The sequence below is a fragment of the Streptomyces glomeratus genome, assembly GCF_021462825.1.
In the GTDB taxonomy this organism is placed as follows: Bacteria; Actinomycetota; Actinomycetes; order Streptomycetales; family Streptomycetaceae; genus Streptomyces; species Streptomyces glomeratus.
This window is the reverse complement of the sequence record NZ_JAKEEB010000023.1, coordinates 45656-64767: the sequence shown is the minus strand read 5'-3', so window position 1 is coordinate 64767 and position 19112 is coordinate 45656. Positions and strand designations below refer to the sequence as shown.

General features: G+C 73.1%; 16 protein-coding genes. 10 read left to right on the top strand and 6 right to left on the bottom strand.

The features are described 5' to 3' along the window. Positions 1 to 124 precede the first annotated feature (124 nt). Both LZ604_RS24035 and LZ604_RS24030 read right to left on the bottom strand, forming a co-directional pair. Positions 125 to 2365: a molybdopterin oxidoreductase family protein gene (locus LZ604_RS24035; protein ID WP_234517521.1), complete on the bottom strand. Its 2241-nt coding sequence runs from the start codon at positions 2363 to 2365 to the stop codon at positions 125 to 127. A 94-nt stretch (positions 2366 to 2459) separates the two neighbouring features. Beyond that, positions 2460 to 3080, bottom strand: coding sequence for a TetR/AcrR family transcriptional regulator (locus tag LZ604_RS24030; RefSeq protein ID WP_234517520.1), 621 nt, complete (start codon positions 3078 to 3080; stop codon positions 2460 to 2462). A gap of 340 nt (positions 3081 to 3420) precedes the next feature. Between LZ604_RS24030 and hmgA the strand changes: the two genes are divergently transcribed. Genes hmgA through LZ604_RS24015 form a run of 3 tightly spaced genes read left to right on the top strand, consistent with a single transcriptional unit; the run spans position 3421 to position 6719 of the window. Then, positions 3421 to 4761, top strand: coding sequence for a homogentisate 1,2-dioxygenase (gene hmgA, locus LZ604_RS24025; protein ID WP_234517519.1), 1341 nt, complete (start codon positions 3421 to 3423; stop codon positions 4759 to 4761). Between the two features lie 26 nt (positions 4762 to 4787). After that, positions 4788 to 5537 carry a GntR family transcriptional regulator gene (locus LZ604_RS24020; RefSeq protein ID WP_234517518.1) on the top strand — a complete coding sequence of 250 codons (750 nt, stop codon included), beginning with the start codon at positions 4788 to 4790 and terminating at the stop codon, positions 5535 to 5537. Positions 5538 to 5549: 12 nt separating this feature from the next. After that, positions 5550 to 6719 carry a type ISP restriction/modification enzyme gene (locus LZ604_RS24015; protein WP_234517517.1) on the top strand — a complete coding sequence of 390 codons (1170 nt, stop codon included), beginning with the start codon at positions 5550 to 5552 and terminating at the stop codon, positions 6717 to 6719. On the opposite strand, the gene LZ604_RS24010 is transcribed toward LZ604_RS24015, so the two are convergent. After that, on the bottom strand, positions 6716 to 7435 hold the full coding sequence (locus LZ604_RS24010) for a TetR/AcrR family transcriptional regulator C-terminal domain-containing protein (protein ID WP_234517516.1): 720 nt from the start codon (positions 7433 to 7435) through the stop codon (positions 6716 to 6718). The genes LZ604_RS24015 and LZ604_RS24010 overlap by 4 nt on opposite strands. 63 nt (positions 7436 to 7498) lie before the next feature. Here LZ604_RS24010 and LZ604_RS24005 point away from each other — a divergent pair, with 63 nt between their 5' ends. The 3 genes from LZ604_RS24005 to LZ604_RS23995 are packed head-to-tail and all read left to right on the top strand — an operon-like array spanning position 7499 to position 10526. Further along, entirely contained in the window at positions 7499 to 8443 is a 945-nt protein-coding gene (locus LZ604_RS24005) for an ATP-binding cassette domain-containing protein (protein WP_234517515.1), read from the top strand. Further along, on the top strand, positions 8440 to 9258 hold the full coding sequence (locus LZ604_RS24000; RefSeq protein WP_234517514.1) for an ABC transporter permease: 819 nt from the start codon (positions 8440 to 8442) through the stop codon (positions 9256 to 9258). The genes LZ604_RS24005 and LZ604_RS24000 overlap by 4 nt, the downstream gene beginning before the upstream one ends. Before the next feature lie 44 nt (positions 9259 to 9302). Continuing rightward, entirely contained in the window at positions 9303 to 10526 is a 1224-nt protein-coding gene (locus LZ604_RS23995; RefSeq protein WP_234517513.1) for a CaiB/BaiF CoA transferase family protein, read from the top strand. A 54-nt stretch (positions 10527 to 10580) separates the two neighbouring features. Here LZ604_RS23995 and LZ604_RS23990 read toward each other — a convergent pair whose 3' ends face one another. The 3 genes from LZ604_RS23990 to LZ604_RS23980 form a co-directional block, all read right to left on the bottom strand. Continuing rightward, the gene (locus LZ604_RS23990; protein ID WP_234517512.1) at positions 10581 to 10850 is read right to left on the bottom strand and encodes a hypothetical protein; all 270 of its coding nucleotides are present in this window, start codon (positions 10848 to 10850) and stop codon (positions 10581 to 10583) included. A gap of 115 nt (positions 10851 to 10965) precedes the next feature. Next, positions 10966 to 11796 carry an anti-sigma factor gene (locus tag LZ604_RS23985; RefSeq protein ID WP_234517511.1) on the bottom strand — a complete coding sequence of 277 codons (831 nt, stop codon included), beginning with the start codon at positions 11794 to 11796 and terminating at the stop codon, positions 10966 to 10968. Further along, the gene (locus tag LZ604_RS23980; protein WP_234517510.1) at positions 11793 to 12335 is read right to left on the bottom strand and encodes a sigma-70 family RNA polymerase sigma factor; all 543 of its coding nucleotides are present in this window, start codon (positions 12333 to 12335) and stop codon (positions 11793 to 11795) included. Before LZ604_RS23980 ends, LZ604_RS23985 begins: the two co-directional genes overlap by 4 nt. Positions 12336 to 12542: 207 nt before the next feature. On the opposite strand from LZ604_RS23980, the gene LZ604_RS23975 reads away from it, so the two are divergent. The 4 genes from LZ604_RS23975 to LZ604_RS23960 all read left to right on the top strand — a co-directional run bounded on the left by LZ604_RS23975 (position 12543) and on the right by LZ604_RS23960 (position 19108). Continuing rightward, the gene (locus tag LZ604_RS23975) at positions 12543 to 14069 is read left to right on the top strand and encodes a DUF4331 domain-containing protein (RefSeq protein WP_234517509.1); all 1527 of its coding nucleotides are present in this window, start codon (positions 12543 to 12545) and stop codon (positions 14067 to 14069) included. Positions 14070 to 14210: 141 nt separating this feature from the next. Beyond that, on the top strand, positions 14211 to 15758 hold the full coding sequence (locus LZ604_RS23970) for a tetratricopeptide repeat protein (RefSeq protein WP_234517508.1): 1548 nt from the start codon (positions 14211 to 14213) through the stop codon (positions 15756 to 15758). Next, positions 15755 to 17422, top strand: coding sequence for a sulfite exporter TauE/SafE family protein (locus LZ604_RS23965; RefSeq protein ID WP_234517507.1), 1668 nt, complete (start codon positions 15755 to 15757; stop codon positions 17420 to 17422). Before LZ604_RS23970 ends, LZ604_RS23965 begins: the two co-directional genes overlap by 4 nt. Positions 17423 to 17485: 63 nt before the next feature. After that, a complete protein-coding gene (locus tag LZ604_RS23960; protein ID WP_234517506.1) occupies positions 17486 to 19108 on the top strand; it encodes a serine/threonine-protein kinase in 1623 nt (540 codons plus the stop codon). The last annotated feature ends 4 nt before the right edge of the window (positions 19109 to 19112 follow it).

Here is a 19112-nt window from a genome sequence, read left to right as displayed (position 1 = left end):
CGTTAGTTTTGCCGCGCCAGCGGCTCCCCGGGGCGCCGACGGGGCCGGCGCCGGGATCTCCGGCCGCTCGCAAGGCGCGGCCCCGGGTGACGCGCCGTCGCGGGAAGGCCGGATGTCGCCGACATCAGCGTGGTGCGCCGAGCGGCAGAAGCTCGACGGGCACCCCGTTGAGCACCGCGTTGCCCGACAGCGGGTCGAGCAGGCTGCCGTCGAGGAGCTGGTTGACGTTGACACCGGGGTCGAGGGCGGCGTGGCTCATCCGGGTGCCGGGCCGGTCGTGGCCCCAGCCGTGCGGCAGGCTCACGACCCCGCGCCGTACGCTGTCGGTGATCTCGACGGGTGCGGTCACCGCTCCCCCGGCGCCCTTGACCCGTATGGGCGCGCCCTCGACGAGCCCGAGCCGCTCCGCGTCCTCGGGGTGGACGTGCAGGGTGCAGCGGTTGGAACCGCCGGTGAGCGCGGGCACGTTGTGCAGCCAGCTGTTGTTGGACCGCAGATGGCGCCGTCCGACGAGCACGAGCCCGGCGGCGCGCTCGCCCAGCGCCTGCCTGAGGCGCGGCAGATCGCCCGCGATCGGGTCCGGCAGCAGCTCGACCTTGCCGCTCACGGTCTTCAGCGGCTGCGGCAGACGGGGCTGGAGCGGGCCGAGGTCGATGCCGTGCGGATGGGCGAGCAGCTTCCGGAGGCTGAGCCCGTCGGGCCGGGCCCCGAATCCGTCGCCGTACGGGCCGAGGCGCAGCATCATGTCCAGCCGCCGCTCGGCTCCGCCGTCCCCGGAGAGCTGCATGGCCAGTTCACGCGGGTCGCGTCCGTGGACGGGCGAGTGGGCCTCGGTGACGGCCTTGCCCAGGGTCTGGTCGATGACCAGGGCGTCCACAGCGGCCGGCTCGGCGCCGTGCATGCCTGTCGCGGCGAGGACCAGCCGGGCGAGAATCTCGGTCTCCGCCATGCGGCCGGGCTCCAGGGGAACGACGGCCCGGGTGTAGCGCACCTGGTTGCGCACGGCGAGGGAGTTGAAGGCGAAGTCGAAGTGCGGTGCCTGGGACGGCGGGGGTGGCGGCAGCACGACATGCGCATGGCGCGAGGTCTCGTTGAGGTACGGGTCGACGCTGACCATGAAGTCGAGCGAGCCGAGCGCCTTGTCGAGGCGGTCGCCGTCAGGCGCGGAGAGCACGGGGTTGGCGGCGATCGCGATGACGGCGCGTACCGGGCTGCCCTCGTCGGTGGCGGTGTCGATCTCCTCCGCGAGCGCGGACATCGGCAGTTCGCCCTTGGCCTCGGGGTGCCGCCGTACCCGTGAGTGCCAGCGGCCGAGCCGGAATCCGTGGCCGGGCCCGGCGGGCCGGGGGGTCTTGTCGGTGGCCGACAGCGGGAAGAGCGCGCCGCCGGGCCGGTCGAGGTTGCCGGTGAGGATGTTGAGCACGTCGACCAGCCAGCTGGCGAGGGTGCCGTGCGGCACGGTGCAGCTGCCGATGCGGCCGTAGACGGCGGCGGTGGGCGCGGCGGCCAGCTCCCGGGCCAGGGCGCGGACGGTGTCCGCGTCGACGTCGCAGGCCGCGGCGACGGCCTCGGGCGCGAAGTCCCGGACGGCGGCGGCCACGTCCTGGACTCCCTGCACATGCGGGGCGAGATGCCCCAGGTCGACGAGGCCCTCCTCGAAGAGGACGTATGTCATCGCCGCGAGCAGCAGGGCGTCGGTGCCGGGCCGGACGGCGACGTGGCGGTCGGCGAGCCGGGCGGTGCGGGTGCGGCGCGGGTCGATCACGGTGAGGGTGCCGCCGCGGGCCTTGAGCGCCTTGAGCCTGCCGGGGAAGTCGGGGGCGGTGCACAGACTGCCGTTGGACTCCAGGGGGTTGGCGCCGATGAGCAGCAGGTGGTCGGTGCGGTCGAGATCGGGCACGGGGATGGCGCCCGCGTCCCCGTACAGCAGTCCGCTGGAGACGTGCTTGGGCATCTGGTCGAGGGTGGACGCCGTGAACAGGCTGTGGGTGCCGAGGCCGGCCAGCAGGACGGGCGGGTAGAGGCCGCCGGCCACGGTGTGCACGTTGGGGTTGCCGAGGACGACGCCGACGGCGTGCGGTCCGTACCGCTCGACGATCGGCCGCAGCCCGGCGGCGACGGCGTCGAACGCCTCCTCCCAGGTGGCCTCGCGCAGTTCACCGTCCCGGCGCACGAGCGGTGCGCGCAGCCGGTCGGGGTCGGCGTCGGCGGCTCCGAAGGAGGCGCCCTTGGGGCAGATGAAGCCCTTGCTGAACACATCGTCCCGGTCGCCGCGGGCGCCGGTGACCCGGGTGCCGTCGACGGTGAGCGTCAGCCCGCAGGTGGCCTCGCAGAGGGGGCATATGCGCAGAGCGGTGCGGGACACGGGTCCTCCCGAGGTGGCGGCGGTGGCGCACGAACGGCCCGAGCATACCGACCGGTATGGACGGTGGGGAGGGGTGGCGGGACACGGGCCGGCCTCAGTCCAGCACCCGCTCCAGGTAGGCCCGCAGGAGCGCGCGCGCCTCCGTGATGATGCTCTCGTCACCCTCGGGGTCCACACGGAAGGCCAGATGGACCAGGGTGTCGGCCGTCTCCACCGCGACCAGGAACACCCGCCGCAGATCCTCGTCCGGCGCACGGTCGAGATACGCCGACAGGAGGTCCGAGAGCCGGTCCGCGACGCGGTGGTTGGGTTCGGCGTACCGGGCGCCGACCGGGATCTGGTTGCCGAAGTCGACGAGGGAGAAACCGGGTGCCGTGCGCTTCATGTCGAGGTACTCGTCGAGCACCGCGTCCATGGCCGCGCGCCAGCCACCCTCGCCGCCCGCGTCGGCGAGTCTGCGGGTGACGCGCTCGGTGTAGCGCTCCAGGTTGCGTTCGGCGAGGGCGTCGGCCATCGCCCGCTTGTTGCCGAAGAAGCGGTACACGGACCCGATCGGCACACCCGCGCGCAGGGCCACGGCCCGGGTGCTCAGGGCGTCGTAGCCGACCTCGTCGAGCAGGTCGGCGCAGGCGTCGAGGATCCTGGTCAGTCGTTCCGCGCTACGGCGCTGGACGGGCGCGCGGCGCAGCGATGTCGCGTGGGGCACGGGCTTCATGATGCCTCTCCGCCGGGAGCGGGTGAACCTCGCCCGTCTGTACGGACATCGGTGGCCCCGGCGCTCATCCGCGCCGGGGCACCACCGCGAGCGCGGCGAGCGGTCCACGCCCGGACGCCGGGCCGGGGGGCGCGGCGCAACCGACCGCCCTCACGCGCCCCGCTCCCTCTCGCAGGCCCGCTTCCGCTCACAGGCCCCACTGCGTTCACCGGCCGCGCTTCCGCTCACAGGCCCCGCTACGTTCACGCGCCCCGCTTCCGCTCACACGCCCCTTCCCCCTTGCGCACCCGACCCTCGAATCCTACGGTGATACATAGGAATCCGTTGCAAGGGAGCGTGGATGAACGGGGACATCAGGAAGATCGCGGAGGGGCTGTCGTATCTCTCCGGTTTCGGCAACGAGCACAGCTCGGAGGCGGTCCCGGGCGCGCTGCCCGAGGGCCGCAACTCCCCGCAGCGCGCCCCGCTCGGGCTGTATGCGGAGCAGCTGAGCGGTACGGCGTTCACCGAGCCCAGGGCGCACAACCGCCGTTCGTGGCTGTACCGCATCCGCCCCTCGGCGGCCCACCCGGCGTTCACCCGAGCCGACAACGGCACACTCCGCTCGGCCCCCTTCACGGAGACGGTGCCGGACCCCAACCGGCTGCGCTGGAGCCCGCTGCCCGAGCCGGCCGCGGGCACGGACTTCCTCGCGGGACTGTGGACCCTCGGCGGCAACGGCGACGCCACCCAGCGAAGCGGTATGGCCGTGCACCTGTATCACGCCAACGCCTCCATGGACCGTGTCTTCAGCAACGCCGACGGTGAACTGCTGATCGTGCCGGAGCGCGGCGGGCTGCTGCTGCGCACCGAGTTCGGAATGCTGCGCGTGGAGCCCGCCGAGGTGGCGCTGATCCCGCGCGGCGTCCGCTTCCGCGTGGAGCTGCTCGACACCGACTCCGGCAACGGGCAGAGCCCGGCCGCCCGCGGCTACGTCTGCGAGAACTACGGCGCCCCCTTCCGGCTGCCCGACCTCGGCCCGATCGGCGCCAACGGCCTGGCGAACGTTCGCGACTTCCGGGCACCGGTCGCCGCGTACGAGGACGTCGAGGGGCCCGTCGAGGTGGTGAACAAGTTCTGCGGCAACCTCTGGACGGCCGTCTACGACCACTCACCGCTGGATGTCGTCGCCTGGCACGGAAACCATGTGCCCTACGTCTATGACCTCCGCCGGTTCAATGTGATCGGCTCCATCAGCTACGACCACCCCGACCCCTCGATCTTCACGGTGCTGACCTCGCCGAGCGACACCCCCGGACTGGCGGGCGTCGACTTCGTGGTCTTCGCGCCGCGCTGGCTGGTGGGCGAGAACACCTTCCGGCCGCCGTACTTCCACCGGAACGTGATGAGCGAGTACATGGGGCTCGTCGAGGGCGCCTACGACGCGAAGGCGGAGGGCTTCGTGCCGGGCGGGGGATCGCTGCACAACATGATGTCGGCGCACGGCCCCGACCGGGAGACGTTCGAGAAGGCGAGCGCGGCCGAGTTGCGGCCGCACAAGGTCGACGACGGGCTGGCGTTCATGTTCGAGACCCGCTGGCCGGTGACCCTGACCCCGCACGCGGCCCGCGCCGAGCACCTGCAGCACGGCTACGACGACGTGTGGCAGGGCCTCGAACGCCACTACCGCCCGTTGCACTGAGCGCCGCCGACCGGTACGGATAGCCCGTGACCTCCTTTGCCCCCGACTCGATCGTTCTGAACCGCAAGCTGCCGCTCTGGTACCAGGTGTCGCAGTCGCTGCGCGCCTCGATACTCGGCCGCTCGCCCCGGGATCCGCTGCGCCTGCCCACCGAGGAGCAGCTGGCGGGGCACTACGGGGTGAGCGTGCTGACCATGCGCCAGGCGCTGAAGGAGCTGGAGGACGAGGGGCTGATCAGCCGCCACCGCCGGCGCGGCACGTTCATCGAGCCCAGCGCGAGGAGGGGCGCCCCCGTGCGCCTGCTGGGCTCGGTGGACGCGATCGTGGCCCAGCAGTCCGGCATGACGACCGAACTGCTGGACCGGGGCACGGCGCCGGTCCCGGCCGAAGTCGCCGAGCACTTCCCGGATCTGACCGAGGTGGCGACCTATCACCGGCTGCGCAGCGACGAGAAGACGGGCGAGCCGACCAACCACGCGCGCAACTACGTCCGTCCCGAGCTTGCGGAACGCATCGAGGCCGAGGACCTGGTCCGCTGGCCGATGACCAAGGTGCTGCGGGACGTGGTCGGCGCGGACATCAGCCGCATCACGGACACGGTCCAGGCACGGCTCGCGGACCCGGAGACGGCCCAGTTGCTGAACGTCCCGCTGCTCAGCCCGATCCTGCACTACACGGGTGTCACCTACGACACCTCCGGGCGGCCCCTCGACGTGGCGGTGATCCACTACCGGGGGGACCGCTTCTCCTTCACGGTCACCCTCGAGGCCACCTGAGCACGTCGTACGATGCCCGGCGTGACGCACGACGACGCTCCGCTGCTCGCGGACCTCATGCCGTGGTCCGTCGCACCTTTGCGGCCGGGCCGCGCCTGGCCGTCGGCGCCCGACGCGGCCTGTCTGAAGGCGCGCTGGGACGCCCTGGTGAAGGCCGAAGGCCCCGTTCGCGAGGCGCTGTTCGAACCGACGCGCTCCCGCACCCTGCACTCGGCGGTCGGACAGCTGCCGGGTCAGTCCAGCGGCACGGAGAAGCTGGCGCGGGCCGCCGGCCCCTGCCCGGAGCCGGTACGCGCCCTGGTGGCGCCCTTCGACGAGCAGTGGCTGATCCCCGACCACCGCCTCATCGACACGGCCCGGCCCGAGCTGTGGCGGGTCGCCGACGACCACCAGATCTTCGTCGTGGAGAGCGCCGCGGACTCGGGCGGCCCCGTCCTGCTCGCGACGTCCCTGCTGCCGCTCGTCCGTCCCGGTCTCATCCGCCCGTTGTACCGCCGGCCCGGCGGCGCCGAGCCCAACCTGGCGCCCGGTCTGCTGGAGCACCTGAGCGTTCGCCTGGGCCTGAAGCCGACCCCGGCGGACATGCTCGCCTGGACCATGGCGGTCGCATGTCCCGGCCCCGGCGGACTCGCCGTCCCCCTCACCGAGAGCCCCGAAGCCTGGTCGCGCGGCGTGGAACTGGGCCGCCGCATGCTGTGGCTGATGCGCCGCGACGGCGAACGCCCCAAACTGCCGGGCGGCCGCCGCCCGTACGTCCGCGCCCCGCTGCCCGCCCGGCCCCTCACCCTGCTCTACGACCCCGACGAGGAAACCCTCCACATCGACGAGGGGCGCATCTCCCCGGTGCCACCTGAGGCCTGGGAGTTCGAGGCGGGCGGGGCCCGGGTCCTGGAGCAGTGGTTCGCGGCCCGTACCGCTCAGGGGCAGCCGGGCACACTCACGGCGATCCGCCCCGCGACCTGGCCGCAGGCCTGGACGTCGGAGCTGCTGGAACTGATCACGGTCCTGGCCCTGCTCACCGAGGTAGGGCCGTCGCGTGAGGCGTTGACGCCGGGTGCACCCGTCACGGCCGAGGACCTGCGCGCGGCGGGCGTCCTGCCGGTCCCGGGCACGGCCCGCCGTCCCGCCTCCGTGCTCGATCACCACGAGGAGGGCCCCGAGGGGCAGTTCGCGTTGCTCTAGTTCCGGTCCCCGGGCTCGAAGGCGTCGAGCACGCGTTCCACGATCCGCTGGAACACCTCGTCCAGATCGACCGGTCCGGCGCCCTCCGTCAGGGCGGCGGCCAGGCGCGGGTAGGCACCGCTCGCGAGCTGTCCGCCGAGGTAGGCCATGCGGACCGCCTGCTCCTGCTCCGCCGACCACGGCAGGGAGCGGGCCCGCTCGGCGGTGGCCAGCTCATTGGAGACGGCCGTCGTCACCACGCCGTTCACCATCGCGATGAGCTCCAGCTTGGCGGCGGCGGGCGCCGGCAGCGGGTCCAGGCAGGCCAGGCAGTGCTCGAGGTAGCGCAGCGCCTGGGGGCTGAAGCCGTAGTGGCCGGAGATCATGCGCGGCAGCCAGGGGTGGCGGTGCATGAGGGCCCGGGTCTGGTGGGCCAGGCGCAGCATGTCCGCGCGCCAGTCCCCCGAGGGCTCCCACAGCTCGTGCTCGCCCCCCACGGCGTCCATCATCAGCTCGTACAGGTCCTCCTTGCGGGGGACGTAGTTGTACAGCGACATCGTGCCGCAGCCCAGCTCGGCCGCCACGCGCCGCATGGACACCGCGTCCAGTCCCTCGGCGTCCGCGATGCGCACCGCGGCGGCCGCGATGTCGGCGCGGGTGTGCGCCGGTCTCGGCCCTCGGCCCGTGCGCTCGGGGCGCGCCCAGATCACATGGGGTTCGGCCGCTCGGCCCGCCATCCGTCATCACCTCGCCCACCATCGTAGTTACGTACGCCGTACGTAGTGCGCTATGGTCGACCCATGACTACTACGTACGCTGTACTTAGTGAGGGCCTGAAGAAGCGCTTCGGCGATGTGCACGCCCTGCGCGGACTGGACCTCGCGGTCGCACAGGGCACGGTCTGCGGGCTCCTCGGACCGAACGGGGCGGGCAAGACCACGGCGGTACGCCTGCTGACCACGCTGCTGCACCCGGACGCCGGCTCGGCGCGGGTGGCGGGGCACGACCTGCTGCGGGAGCCCGCGGCGGTACGCCGCAGGATCGGGGTCACCGGGCAGGACACCTCGGTGGACGGGGACCTCACCGGGCGGCAGAACCTCCGGCTGTTCGCCCGGCTGCACCGGGTCCGGGACGCGTCGGCGCGCGCCGACGAGCTGCTGGAACGGTTCGGGCTGGCGGAGGCGGCCGACCGGCCCGCGTCCGGCTACTCGGGCGGGATGCGGCGGCGGCTGGACCTGGCGGCGAGCCTGGTGCGCCGGCCCGACGTGCTCTTCCTGGACGAGCCCACGACGGGCCTCGACCCGGCCAGCCGGAACCGGATTTGGGACACGGTGCGCCACCTCACCGAAGAGGGCACGACGGTCGTGCTCACCACGCAGTATCTGGAGGAGGCCGACCAGCTCGCCGACACGATCGCCCTGGTGGACCGCGGACGTGTGGCGCACACGGGTTCGCCGCCCGAACTCAAGGCGCTCATCGGGGCGTATGCGGAGGTCGTCGTCACGGATGCGGACGTCATGGTGAAGGCGGCGGGCGTCCTCGACCGGCTCACCGGCGCCGAACCGGCGCTCGACCGCGACCGCAAGGCGGTGGGCGCCGTCACCCGCGACCCGACCCTCACCCTGCCGCGACTGGTGCGCGAACTGGACTCGGCGGGCGTGCCGTTGCTCGACGCGAGCATCAGGCCGCCGACCCTGGACGACGTCTTCCTCCGCCTCACCGGCAGCAAGGAGTTGGTGGCATGAGCACGTTGGCGTACGACGGCACGGCGATGCTGGGGCGGCAGCTCAAGCGGATCCGCAACAACCCCGGCCTGGTGGTCCTGACCCAGACCATGCCGATCACCATGCTGCTCTTCTTCGGCTACGTCTTCGGCAGCGCGGTGGCGATGCCCGGCGAGCGGTACCGCTCCTTCCTCGTCCCCGGGCTGCTGGCGGCCACGGCCGCGGGCGGTCTGACCACCGGAATGCTCCAGGCCTCCCAGGACGCGCACCGGGGTGTGATGGACCGCCTGCGCACGCTGCCGGTCAGCCGGGCGGCCGTACCGCTCGGGCAGGCGGTGGCCGACCTCGTCGTCACGGCCGCCGGCACCGTGCCGTTGCTGCTGGTCGGGCTGGCGGTGGGCTGGCGCATCGAGGGGTCCGCGGCGCAGACGGCGGGCGCGCTCGGCCTGCTGCTGCTGTTCCGGTTCGCCTGTACCTGGGCCGGCATCCTGCTCGGGATGCTGCCCCGCAACGAGGAGGCGGCCGGGCAGCTGGCCAGCACCACCTTCGTGCTGCCGCTGCTGTCCAACGCGTACATCCCCGCCGACGGCATGCCGGGCTGGCTGCGCACCCTCGTCGAGTGGAACCCGATCAGCGCGGTCGCCACGGCCCTGCGCTCCCTCTTCTCCCCCAGGCTCTCGGCCTCGCTCGAGCAGGGAGGTGCCGCCATCGCCCGCGTCCCGAGCCATGCCGCCTGGCCGGTGGCCCACCCGGTCGCCGGGTCGCTGGCCTGGTGCGCGGTGCTGATCGCGGTGTTCGCACCGTCGGCCGTCCGCCGGTACGCGCGTCCCCGGTGACGAGCTGCTGACAAGGCCCTGCGCCGCAGGTGATGATCCAGCCCATGGATCGTCTGCCCCTGCCCCCCGAGGGCCCGCCCCTGCCTCTGCCCCTGGAGGGCATCACCGTCGTCGCCGTCGAGCAGGCCGTCTCGGCCCCCTTCGCCACCCGCCAGCTCGCCGATCTCGGCGCCCGGGTGATCAAGGTCGAGCGGGTCGACGGCGGCGACTTCGCCCGCGGCTACGACACCGCCGCCCGCGGTCTGGCCTCGCACTTCGTGTGGTGCAACCGCGGCAAGGAGTCGATCGCCCTGGATCTGAAGGATCCGCGGGGCCGGGACGTGGTACGGCGGCTGGTCGCGGACGCCGACGTGTTCGTGCAGAACCTGGCCCAGGGGGCCGCGGCCCGGCTCGGCCTGGACGCGGCCACCCTGTGCGCGGCGCATCCGCGGCTGGTGGCCGTGGACATCTCGGGCTACGGGGCGTCCGGTCCGTACGCGGACAAGCGGGCGTACGACATGCTGGTGCAGTGCGAGGCGGGGCTGGTGTCGGTCACGGGGACGCCCGAGCAGCCCGTCAAGGCGGGCATTCCGGCGGCCGACATCGCGGCGGCCATGTACGCGTTCTCCGGCGTGCTCGCGGCGCTCGTCCGGCGGGGCACGACGGGACGCGGCGGCCCGGTGGAGATCTCCATGCTGGAGGCGCTGGCGGAGTGGTTGGGCCATCCGCTGCACCACACGATGCACGACGGCACCCCACCGGCGCGCACGGGTCTGGCGCACGCCGTCATCGCCCCCTACGACGCCTATCCGACGGCGGACGGCGGACGGGTGCTGCTGTCCGTGCAGAACGACCGGGAGTGGCGGCGGCTGGCCGAGCAGGTGCTCGGGCGGCCGGAGCTGGGGGACGACCCGGCGTACGCCACGAACGCGGCGCGGGTCGCCCACCGGGACCGCACGGACGCGCTCGTCGCCAAGGCGCTGGGCGCCCTGGACGCCGACGAGGCGATGGCCCGGCTGGAGCGGGCGGGCATCGCGTGCGCGCGCCTGAGAGACCTGCGGGAGCTGGCCGGGCATCCGCAGCTGGCGGCTCGGGAGCGGTGGCGGGAGGTGGGGACACCGGTGGGGACGCTCAGGGCACTGCTGCCGCCGATCACGCTGCCGGGCGGGAACGAGGCACGGATGGGGGACGTGCCCGCGCTCGGGGAGCACACCGAGACGCTGCTGCGTGCCGTGGGGATGACGGACGACGAGATCGCAACATTGCGCCGGGACGGTGTGGCGGCCTGAGCGCGGGCTCTGGGCGCCCGCGTCGCGGGCGCCGTGAGGAACGCCGGTGGCCGCTCAGCGCCCGCCGAACAGCGAACGGCGCAGGCGGCGCAGCGGCGCGAAGAGTGAAACCTTGCTCACCCGTGCACCCCTACCGCTGCGCTCGTGCGCGGCGCCACGTGCGGTCAGCTCACGCATCAGGGACGTCGCCTCGGCCGTCTCGCACTGCGGCACGGCAGGGCCTGCCAGCACCGAGAGATGGCGGTCGAGGCGCGAACTGGTCGCGCTGCTCCCGCAGGTGATCGCAGGGACCCTCGCCCTGCTGCGCACTGTTATCTGTTCCATGTCACTCCCCACCCGTACGAGTCCACCCGGCCCGGGCAGGCTAACCCTATCGCTCCCTCGAGGCATGCGGGTATCACGCCCACAGGATTCACCTTCTCCGTAAGGCGGTTGACGGCTACCCTCCGAATCCGACGGATTGCAGGGCGAGTTGAACAACCGGCTGGCCGGTGGGCTGTACTGAGCCCCCGTCGGGTTCCACGGTTACGGCGAGTGACGTCGCCGCCTTGCTCAGACCGCTCGCGACCAGGGGCGTGTCGTCGCGGAACAGCCCGAGGGAGCGCGGTTGTGCGTTGGGGCGCATCTGCCAGAGCTGATGCACACGCCCGCTCGGCGGCGCATCGAGTCCGCTGAGGGTGACGACGGCACGCCCCTCGGAGGCGGAGGCGATTACTCCGATTCCCCGGCCCCTTGCGTCACGGTCGCTGGTCGCGCGGGCGTCGGGAGCGGCGAGAACGTGGGCGATCTCACGTGCCTGTGCGCGCTCGGCGTCCAGTCTGTCCTGCGTCTGCGTCGCCTGCACCGCGAAGAGCGCGGCGACGACGAGGGCCGCCGCGGCCGTCGCGGTGGCGAACGGGGCGAAGAGGGGCCGCATCCGAGGCGCACGGACGCGTGCGGGGGGCGGGGCGGCTCCCCAGACATGCGGCGGCAGATGCGGTGCGCGGGCCCGGGGCGCGTCGTACGCGGGCTCGGGCGCCGAGTCCTGGGGGGTGTTCCGCACGGCGGTCAGAACGCGGTTGCGCAGGCCGGGCGGTGCGAGGGCGGTCGTGGACCAGGCGAGGCGCACGGCGTCCTCGGACAGGGCCCGCACCTCGGCGGCGCAGCGCTCGCAGCCGGCCAGATGCCTCTCGAAGCGCACGCGCTCGGCGGGCTCCAGGGCGTCGAGGGCGTAGGGCGCGGCCAGGGAGTGCAGGTCCTCGCGGCGCAGCAGGCGGTCGAGGATGCTCATGCGACTCCTCCCAGGCATTCGCGCAGCCGGGTGAGTCCGTCGCGCATCCGCGTCTTGACCGTGCCGAGCGGCAGTGAGAGCCGCTCGGCGACCTCACGGTACGTGTAGCCGTCGTAGTAGGCGAGTGTGACGGACTGGCGCTGCAGAGCGGTGAGGCGGTCCAGGCAGCGGCGCACCCACTCCCGCTCCAGGCCGGCCTCCACCTCCTCGGCGACGTGGTCGAAGGCGGGGTGGTGGGCGCGCCGGGCCTCGCGCTGCTCGCGCTCGCCCGCGGCACGGGCGCTGCGGACCCGGTCGACGGCACGGCGGTGGGCGAGGGTGAGGATCCACGAGAGGGCGCTGCCGCGGCCGGGGTCGAACCGCGGGGCGGAGCGCCACAGTTCGAGCAGCACCTCCTGCGCCACCTCCTCCGACTGCGCCGGGTCCCTGACGACCCTGCGCACCAGGCCGAACACCGGCCCGGACACCAGTCCGTAGAGCTCCTCGAAGGCCTTCTGGTCACCTCCGGCCACAAGGACCAGAAGTTCGTCCGCCTCCACCCGTAACCCCCTCTCCGCCGCCGTGCACGGCTTGCTTGCGTCACTGTGGCACGCGCTGCGCCCACCCGGTTCGGAGGGGATACGGATCAGCGAGGCGAAAACGCGGGTCGAGCAGGCACGAAAAGATTTTTCGGGTTCCACCAATCCGCCTCGGGGGCCGCTCCGAATCCCGGTGCGTCAGGCAAGTTGGCACGGAGGACGGACGGCATGACACCTATCTCCAGGAGCGGCGCGGGGCGCAGGAGCATCGCGACCCTCATCTGTGGTGCGCTGGCCGCCGGCGGGCTCGCAGCCGCCGGCGTGACCGCGCTGGAACCGGGGGCGGCCTCCGCCTCCTCCCACCGGGAGGCTCCGCTCATCTCGGGGCAACCGCAGTACGACAACACCGACCTGTATGCGTTCGTGAGCCCGGACAAGCCGGACACGACGACGGTCATCGCGAACTTCGTGCCGTTCGAGGAGCCGGCGGGCGGCCCGAACTTCTACACGTTCGCGGACGACGCGCAGTACGACATCCACGTCGACAACAACGGTGACGCGCAGAGCGAGCTGATCTTCCGCTACACGTTCAAGACGCACGTCAAGAACAAGAACACGTTCCTCTACAACACGGGTCCGGTCGACAGCATCGACGACCCGGACCTCAACGTCACGCAGACGTACGACATCGACCTCATCAAGCTGCACAAGCAGAAGCTGGTCTCCAAGACGAAACTCGCGGACAACGTGCCGGTCGCCCCTTCGAACGTCGGCAAGGCGTCCATGCCGGACTACGGCAAGCTGCGCAACCAGGCCGTCTACAAGCTCACGGGCGGCGCCACGACGTTCGCCGGTCAGGCGGACGACCCCTTCTTCGCGGATCTGCGCGTCTTCGACCTGCTGTACGGCGGGAACCTCTCGGAGGTCGGCAACGACACGCTCAAGGGCTACAACGTCAACTCCCTCGCGCTTCAGGTGCCCAACGACTACATCCGCGAGTCGGCGCACCAGCCGGTCGTCGGCATCTGGTCGACGGTCCAGCGCAAGGACGCCAAGGGTGACTGGTCGCAGGTCTCGCGTCTGGGCAACCCGCTGGTCAACGAGGTCGTCAACCCCCAGAAGGACAAGGACAAGTTCAACGCGTCCTCACCGTGGGACGACGCGCAGTTCCTCAAGAACGTGACCAACCCGGAGCTGCCGAAGCTCATCGAGGCGATCTACAAGATCAAGGCGCCGGCGGAGCCGCGCAACGACCTGGTCGACGTCTTCCTGAAGGGCGTCAAGGGCCTCAACCAGCCGCCGAACGTGCGGCCGTCGGAGGAGCTGCGGCTCAACACCTCGATCAAGCCCGCCGCCTCCCCGAAGCGGCTCGGTGTGCTCGACGGCGACAACGCGGGCTTCCCGAACGGGCGCCGGCTCACCGACGACGTGATCGACGAGGCGCTCCAGGTGGTGGAGGGCGAACTGGTGGGCTCGAAGAACGATCTGGGCGACGCGGTCGACGCGAACGACCAGAAGTTCGAGCACTCCTTCCCGTACCTGGCCCAGCCCACCTCGGGCTCGCGCGGTCCACTGGCGAAGGGCACCGGCAACAACGTGCGCAACCAGCTGGGTGACGGGCTGATGCCGACCGGTGCCGGCGGCCCGGACACCACGCTGGTCGCGTCCTCCGCGGCGGCCGGTGCGGCCGGCGTCCTGCTGGTGGGCACGGCGCTGCTGTGGTGGCGCCGGCGCTCCCGCCACCGGGCGTACTGACCCGCCCGCCGGACGGGACCGGCCCCTCGGTCCCGTCCCCCTCGACCGGCGCGGCCCGTACCCACCCATCCCCCACGGCGCGGGCCGCGCCGCTCTGCTTTCGACAACGACCGTTTCCGACCGGGAGATTGAGGAGAGGGCATGTCCCCGCGTACGAACCAGAGCGCGCCGGAGAGCGGGCACGAAGGCCGGCCGGAGGCCGAGCCGACGCCAGCGACGCTCCGCGCGGCGGAGACCACGCCCGAGGAGGGCGCCACGAGCGGAGCGGACGGCGCGTCGGGTGGTCCCGTGGCCGGCTCCGCCGAGCCCGTCGGCGGAGGTGACCGGTTGGCAGCCCTGCGGAGGTTCTCCGCGGCCGGGCGGCGGTGGCGGTCCGTGCAGCTCGGTCTCTGTGCCGCCTCTTTGGCCGTCGCGCTGACCGCGGGCGCCGTCGTCTTCGGCGCCGTACGGGACACCGGCCGTACCGCCCCGGTGGCGTCCACGTCCGGCGCGCTCTCTCCCGCACTACTCGCCGGCGGTGACCTCGACGGGAGCATCCGGTCCCTGCAAGCCCATCTCCGCGCTCAGCCGCGTGACTTCGGCGGCTGGTCGACCCTGGGCCTGGCCTACGTCGAACAGGCGCGCACCAAGGGGGATCCCTCCCGCTATCCGCAGGCACAGCGCGCGCTGGACCGTGCCCTGGCACTGCGCCCGGACAACGACGCCGCGCTCGCCGGCCGCGCCGCCCTCGCCGCGGCCCGCCATGACTTCACCGGTGCCCTGACGTACGCGGACCGCGCCCTGAAGCAGAACCCGTACAGCGAGCGCGCGCTGTCCTCCCGTATCGACGCGCTCGTCGAACTCGGCCGCTACACCGACGCGTCCAAGGCCGCCGACCTGGCCGACGCGCGCCGCCCGGGCGTACCCGTCTTCACCCGTTACGCCTACGTCCACGAACTGCGCGGCGACGTGCGGTCCGCCCGCCGGGTCCTGGAACAGGCGCTGAGCACGGCCACAAGCCGTGGCGACATCGCCTACGTGGCCACCGCGCTCGGCCAGCTCGCCTGGAACCAGGGGCAGTACAAGACCGCCCTCGGCCACTACGCGCGCGCCCTGGCCGCCGACGAGAACTACCTTCCCGCGCTCGAGGGCCGGGCCCGCGCCCAGGCGGCCCAGGGTGACACCGCCGACGCGATCCGGGGCATGGAGCAGGTCGTCGACCGCTATCCGCTCCCCCAGCCGCTCGTGGAACTCGGCGAACTGTACGAGGCACGCGGCAAGGAGGGCGACCGGGCCAAGGCCCGCGACCAGTACGCCCTGGTCGACGCGTGGGTCTCGCTGGCCCGTGCCAACGGCGTCGACGCCGACCTCGACACCGCCCTGGCCGCCGCCGACCACGGCGACCACGAGGCCGCGCTCAAGGCCGCCCGCGCCGAGTGGGCGCGCCGCCACACCGTGCACACCGCGGATGCCCTCGCCTGGGCCCTGCACATGAGCGGCCGTGACCGGGAGGCCCTCCCCTACGCCCGGCAGGCCACGGCCACCGGTTACCGCAACGCTGTCTTCCTCTACCACCGCGGAACGATCGAGCGGGCCCTGGGCCGAACGGACCAGGCCCGCGCCTCGCTCGCCTCGGCCCTGCGCCTCAACCCCGGCTTCTCCCCCGTGGGCGCTCGTGAGGCCCGCAAGGCCCTGGAGGCGACGAAGTGAACCTGCGCCGCGTCGCCGCCTCGGGCGCCGCCGCCCTCACGGCCGCCTGCGCGCTCGTCATGGTGCCCGCCGGCTCCGCGAGCGCCCACCCGCTCGGCAACTTCACCGTCAACCGGTACGACGGCCTGGTCGCCGCTCCCGGACGGCTGCGCATCGACCATGTGGAGGACCTCGCCGAGATCCCGGCCACCCAGGCCGGGCCGGACCTCGAGAAGCTCGGCCTGACCGAGTGGGCCCGGCAACGGTGCGCGAAGGCCGCGGAGGGCAGCACCGTCACCGTGGACGGACACACGGTCCCGCTGGCCGTCGGCACCAGCCGGGCACAACTGCGGCCCGGCCAGGCGGGCCTGCACACCCTGCGCGTGGAGTGCGGTCTGCGGGCGCCCCTGCCCCGGAGGGACGGCGTGGCCCTCGGCTTCCACAGCGCGGGCGCGGCCACCGGCCCCGGCTGGCGGGAGATCACCGCGCGCGGTGACCGTATGACGCTCACCGCGTCCGACGTGCCGAAGACGTCCGTGTCCCGGGAGCTGACCGACTACCCCAAGGATCTGCTCTCGTCGCCGTCCGACACCGTAACGGCCTCGGTGCGCATGCGCCCGGGCGGTCCGGCCCTCGCCGACGACCGGCGGGACGCCCCCGGAGCCGCCGTGCTGCCGCGCGGTGCCGACCGGTGGACCCGGGCACTGGACAACCTCGTCGCGGGGCACCACCTCACCGTCGGTTTCGCCGCGCTCGCGCTGGTCGTCGCGGTCGGCCTCGGGGCGATGCACGCGCTGGCCCCGGGCCACGGCAAAACCCTGATGGCCGCCACCGCGGCGGCCCGCGGCGGCCGGGCGAAGCTCCGGGACGTGCTGCCCCTGGCCGCTTCCGTGACGGTCACCCACACCCTGGGGGTGGTCGCCCTGGGCCTGCTGGTCACGGCGGGTTCGGCGGCGGCACCGTCGGTGATCGCCTGGCTGGGCCTGGCCAGCGGGATCCTGGTCACCCTGGCGGGCGCGTCGCTGGTCCGACGGGCCTGGCGCAACCGGATCCCCGCGCACGGCCGTGCACACGGGCACGCGCCCGGCGGCCACTCACACGGGCACGCACATGCGGACCACGCACACGCGGACGACGCACACGGGGACCCCGTACACGGGGACCACGCGCACGGAGGTCACACCCGCTCGGACCATCCGCACGAGCACGGGCACGAACACCCGCACGACCACGACCACGAGCACGACCACGAGCACGACCACGACCACGAGCACCCGCACGCCCACTCCCACGGCGTCCCCCACTCCCACGGCGGCTTCACCCACACCCATCCCACCGCGCCCACCCTGCGCGGCACCATCCTCCTCGGCTTCGCCGGCGGGCTGGTTCCCAGTCCCTCCGCCGTGGTGGTCCTCGTCGGCGCCGCCGCGCTCGGAAAGGCCTGGTTCGGGCTGCTGCTGGTCGTCGCCTACGGCGTCGGACTGGCCCTGACGCTGACCGCGGCCGGGGTCGCGGTGGTCAAGCTGGGCAGCGGGATGAACCGCGTCCTCGACCGGCGTCCTGGCTGGACCCGCGGCCCGGCCGCCGCGCTGGTGCGCAGGACCGCGCCCCTGGGGTCGGCGTTCGTCGTCGTGGTCCTCGGGGCCGGACTGGTGTTCAAGGGGGCGGCATCCGCACTCGGTTGAGCTACTTTTGGGGAGAAATCACGCGGAGTGCATACGTCGCGCGGATGCGAATGGGGGACGCCCGTGTCCGAAGAACCGGGCCATGAACGTGTGATCGCGGGACGCTACCGTCTGCTGTCCCCCCTCGGCGAGGGCGGCATGGGGACGGTGTGGCGGGCCCATGACGAGGTCCTGCACCGCGAGGTCGCCGTCAAGGAGGTGCGCGCCCCCGCCGGGCTCCCGTCGGCCGAGGTGGAGCGCATGTACACCAGGCTGGAGCGCGAGGCCTGGGCCGCGGCCCGGGTGGCGAACCGCAACGTGGTGACGGTCTACGACGTGGCCCACCAGGACGGCCGCCCGTGGATCGTGATGGAGTTGATCCGCGGCATCGCACTGTCGGACCTGCTGGACGCGGAGGGCCCGCTCTCCCCGCAGCGGGCCGCGCACATCGGTGCCGAGGTCCTCGCCGCCCTGCGCGCCGCGCACGCGGCCGGGGTGCTGCACCGCGACGTCAAACCGGGCAATGTGCTGCTGGCCGACGACGGCCGGGTGGTCCTCACCGACTTCGGCATCGCCACGGTCGAGGGCAGCTCGGCGCTGACCATGACCGGGGAGGTCATCGGCTCACCCGAGTTCCTCGCCCCGGAGCGGGCGCTGGGGCGCACACCTGGACCGGAGTCCGATCTGTGGTCGCTGGGCGTGCTGCTGTACGCGGCGGTCGAGGGCAACTCCCCGTTCCGTCAGAACACTCCGCTGAGCACGCTGCGGGCGGTCGTCGACGAGGAGTTGCCGCCGCCGCGCCGGGCCGGTGCGCTGGCCCCGGTGATCGAAGGCTTGCTGCGCAAGGACCCATCCGAGCGCATCCCTGCCGAGCAGGCCGAACAGGATCTGCGGATCGTCGGCGCGGGCGGCACCGCGCGCGCGGGCGCCCCCGCCCCCTCCTACGCGCCGACGGTCCCGGCCTTCCCGGTCGGGTCCCCCACTCCGCCGCTGCCCACGCCCGCCCCCGGTGGCGTGACGCAGCCCGCGTACCCGGCCCGGTCCGGGCCGCCGCCGCGGCGCCGCGGTGCCGCCGTGGCCTTGGTCGCGGGTCTGGCCGCGCTCGCGCTCGCCCTGGCGGGACTGACGTACGCGCTGGTGCACCGGAACGACGGCAGCGGCGGCGCCGGCCGTACGAGCAGCGGTGCTTCCCGCGGCGACACCGTGGGCGGCGGGGCTTCGAGCGGTTCCGGGAGGAGCACGGAATCGGGCCCGGCGCCCTCCGGCGGGTCCTCGGCCGGAGGCGGAGGCGGGGACGGAGGCGAGGGCGGCCGTACGGCGAGCCCGTCCGTCCCGTACGTGCGGGTCACGGTCGCCGGGGCGCACACCGACTACTCCGGTGCCTGTCCGCCGCCGGACTCCGCGGCGCCCACGTTCACGGCCACGTTCACGGTCGGCAACGTCCCGGTCGACGTGTCCTACCGCTGGGTCACCGCGACGGGGGAGGTGTCGGACCCGGGCTGGAAGACGCTGTCCTTCCCCGAGGGCGGCGGAAAAACCAAGCAGCGGCAGGTCGTCGTCACGACGTACGACCCGGGCGGTTCGGTGCACAACGCGATCGGTGTGGAGGTGCGCTCTCCGGTGGAGGTCAGGTCCAACACCGTGCCGTTCTCGGTGACGTGTGAGACGGAGACCCCGTCGTACGGGGCCTCCCCCTCGAGTTCGTAACCGT